This window comes from Flavobacterium sp. (genome assembly GCF_036515215.1).
Classification (GTDB): Bacteria; Bacteroidota; Bacteroidia; order Flavobacteriales; family Flavobacteriaceae; genus Flavobacterium.
This window is the reverse complement of sequence record NZ_DATBVQ010000024.1, coordinates 1-3,569: the sequence shown is the minus strand read 5'-3', so window position 1 is coordinate 3,569 and position 3,569 is coordinate 1. Positions and strand designations below refer to the sequence as shown.

General features: G+C 40.0%; 3 protein-coding genes and 1 pseudogene. 3 read left to right on the top strand and 1 reads right to left on the bottom strand.

Translation table 11 applies throughout. The features are described 5' to 3' along the window. Positions 1 to 174: 174 nt before the first annotated feature. Together VIH09_RS01695 and fsa are read left to right on the top strand one after the other, a co-directional pair. A complete protein-coding gene (locus VIH09_RS01695) occupies positions 175 to 978 on the top strand; it encodes an SDR family oxidoreductase (RefSeq protein ID WP_331577225.1) in 804 nt (267 codons plus the stop codon). Between the two features lie 159 nt (positions 979 to 1,137). Then, positions 1,138 to 1,794, top strand: a complete 657-nt coding sequence (gene fsa / locus VIH09_RS01690) for a fructose-6-phosphate aldolase (protein WP_331577223.1) — start codon at positions 1,138 to 1,140, stop codon at positions 1,792 to 1,794. 102 nt (positions 1,795 to 1,896) lie between these two features. On the opposite strand, the gene fahA is transcribed toward fsa, so the two are convergent. Next, complete coding sequence (gene fahA / locus VIH09_RS01685) at positions 1,897 to 3,180, bottom strand: fumarylacetoacetase (protein ID WP_331577221.1); 1,284 nt, start codon at positions 3,178 to 3,180, stop codon at positions 1,897 to 1,899. A 107-nt stretch (positions 3,181 to 3,287) separates the two neighbouring features. Here fahA and glyA point away from each other — a divergent pair. Beyond that, positions 3,288 to 3,569, top strand: a pseudogene (gene glyA / locus VIH09_RS01680) (serine hydroxymethyltransferase); the annotation flags it as partial.

The following is a 3,569-nucleotide window of genomic DNA, read 5'->3' as shown; positions in this document are numbered from 1 at the left end:
TGAGCGGTGCGATGTAGGTCGCTTGCCATTTTTTCTAATCTGTTCGCTAAGGCGGTTCAGATTTTTTTTATGTCAATTTTGAAATGTTTTCAAAATAAAAACAATAACGGTCTTCCTTTTGGAGGATTTTTTTATTTTTGGCCTATACTAAAATGCAGCTAAACAACAAGCAATATGAGCAAAGTGGTTTTAATTACCGGAGGTTCCTCGGGACTAGGGGAATCTATTGGAGAATTTTTACATAACAAAGGTTTTATTGTCTATGGAACCAGTAGGAATCCAGAAAGGATTCTCAATTCCGTTTTTCCATTAGTGGCCTTGGACGTAAGAGACACTGCTTCAATAAAGGCTGCTGTGGCGAAAATAATTTCGATCTCGGGAAGGTTGGATATCGTGATCAATAATGCAGGAGTTGGGATTACGGGACCTTTGGAAGAAATTCCAAGCGTGGAAATCAAGAATAATTTCGAGATTAATTTATTCGGTCCTATTGAAGTGATGAAAGCGGCATTGCCTCAGATGCGTTCGCAAAATGCGGGTCTAATTATCAATATAACTTCTATCGCGGGATATATGGGATTGCCTTATCGAGGAGTTTATTCTGCCTCAAAAGGCGCGCTTGAGTTGATTACGGAGGCCATACGCATGGAGGTGAAATCATTTGGAGTTCACATCACAAATGTGGCGCCTGGAGATTTTGCCACGAATATTGCCGCGGGACGCTATCATGCTCCGGTAATAGCGGGCTCGGCTTACGAGATTCCTTACGGGAATACGTTAAAAATGATGGATGAACATGTGGATAGTGGCAGCAATCCAAATGAAATGGCCGAAGCGATTTATAGGATTATTCAGTACAAGGAACCTAAGGTGCATTACAAAGTGGGGGTTTTCATGCAGAAGTTTTCGATCGTTCTGAAACGCATTCTTCCTGATAAAGTGTATGAAAAAATGCTAATGAACCATTATAAGTTGTAATTTTGCAGCAAATTTGCGTAAGGGATTGAAACGACATCCTTTTTTATTGTGCTGTGCGAAGCAAAAGCAGAAAAAAAAGATATAGTAAAAAGCCCGACCCGAGGTATTTACGGAGGGTTACGCCCAAAAAAGAAACACACAATTAAATACAAACATATTATGAAATTTTTTATTGACACGGCTAATTTGGCTCAAATTAAGGAAGCGCAAGCATTAGGCGTTTTGGATGGAGTTACTACAAACCCATCATTGATGGCTAAAGAGGGAATCACTGGGAAGAACAGTATTTTGAAGCATTATGTTGACATTTGTAATCTGGTTGATGGTGACGTAAGTGCCGAGGTGAACGCTTTGGATTACGACGGAATGATAAAAGAAGGTGAAGAATTAGCTGATTTGCACGATCAAATCGTGGTTAAATTGCCAATGACTAGAGAGGGTGTTATGGCTGCCAAATATTTCTCTGATAAAGGAATTAAAACGAATGTAACATTAGTGTTCTCTGCAGGTCAAGCGTTGTTGGCCGCTAAAGCGGGTGCTACTTATGTTTCTCCATTTATTGGTCGTTTAGACGATGTTTCTACAGATGGATTGGCTTTGATTGAAGAAATTAGATTGATTTATGATAACTACGGTTATGAAACTGAAATCCTTGCAGCTTCTGTTCGTCACACGATGCACATCGTAAACTGTGCTAAAATTGGTGCTGACGTTATGACTGGACCGCTATCTGCAATTTACGGATTGTTGAAACACCCATTGACTGATATCGGATTGGCTCAGTTTGTTGCTGATTTCGAGAAAGGAAACAAATAAAAAGAAGCATTCAATGATCGTTTTTTAGTGATCACTATTTGAAATAGAAAAAGTCCCAAACATTAAGTTTGGGACTTTTTTATTTTTATGATTTGTCGAAAATTATTTTCTTACGAACGGCGGCAGTAATTTTGAAGAAACTTCACCGAAACCGATTCTCACTCGTCCGTTTTTGCAATAACCTTTTATAATCACGGTGTCGTTGTCATTGATGAACTTGCGTTCCGTTCCGTCTTTCAGTTTTATTGGGTTTTTTCCTCCCCATGTCAGTTCTAGCATCGAACCGTAACTGTCAGGAGTAGGTCCTGAAATCGTTCCCGACCCCATCATATCGCCTGAATTTACGCGACAACCGTTTGAGGTATGGTGTGTTAACTGTTGGCTCATAGTCCAGTACATGTATTTGAAGTTGGTTTTGCTTACTACCGTAGGTTCTACGTTCTCTGGTTGGATGGCAACTTCTAAATTAATGTCAAACGAATGTTTGCCTTTTTGTTGCAAATAAGGCAATGGGCTTGGGTCTTGTTTAGGACTTTGAACCCTGAACGGCTCCAACGCATCCAAGGTCACGATCCAAGGAGATATCGACGAGGCGAAGTTTTTTGCCAAGAATGGACCTAAGGGCACGTATTCCCATTTTTGGATATCGCGCGCGCTCCAGTCATTTAATAAAACCATTCCGAAGATGTAGTCTTCGGCCTCATTGATCGGGATCATTTCCCCCATTACATTGGCGTCGGTAGTGATGAAAGCAGTTTCCAGTTCGAAATCAATTAGACGTGAAGGTCCGAACACAGGCGTCGTTTCGCCAGCCGGCAACGTTTGGCCTATAGGTCTGTGGATTGGAATTCCTGAAGGAACGATTGTAGAACTTCTTCCATGGTATCCCACAGGTATGTGCAACCAGTTTGGTAATAATGCGTTTTCCGGGTCCCTGAACATTTTCCCTACGTTTGTAGCGTGTTCTTTGCTGGAGTAAAAGTCAGTGTAATCACCTATTAAAACCGGCAACTGCATTTCTACATCGTCAATTTTGAAAATAACAATATCGCGATGTTTTGTGTTATCTCTCAATTTCGGGTTAGTCTCGTCAAAAATTTCGGCAATTCGATTTCTGACTAGTCTCCATGTTTTTTGTCCATCAGAGATAAAGTCATTAAGGGTATCTTGCATGAACATGTCGTCAGTCAATTCGATACCTGCAAAGTAATTCATTTGCTGTAAAGCCCCCAGATCTATGGCTGAATCACCAATCCGGGTTCCTACTGTTACCACATTCTCTTTAGTCAAGAAAACGCCGAAAGGAATGTTTTGAATTGGGAAATCACTGTTTTCTGGTACTTCTAACCATGATTTTCTGCTTGTATCGTTGGCTGTTATTGGCATAAGATGTTAATTGTTTTGTTGAAAATTATACTTCAAATATATTATAATCTAACAGTTTGACAAACGTTTTTTCGTATTTTTGCTTCAAATTAACTAAAATCAAAAAAATGCAACGCGACAAACAAATTTTTGACCTTATTCTGGAAGAACAAGAAAGACAAATACACGGATTAGAACTTATTGCTTCAGAGAACTTTGTCAGTGACGAAGTAATGGAAGCGGCGGGGTCTGTCCTAACTAATAAATATGCAGAAGGATATCCTGGGAAGAGGTATTATGGTGGTTGTGAAGTGGTAGATGTTGTAGAGCAAATTGCCATTGATAGAGCTAAAGAATTGTTTGGTGCGGCTTATGCCAATGTACAACCGCATTCAGGTTCGCAAGCCAAT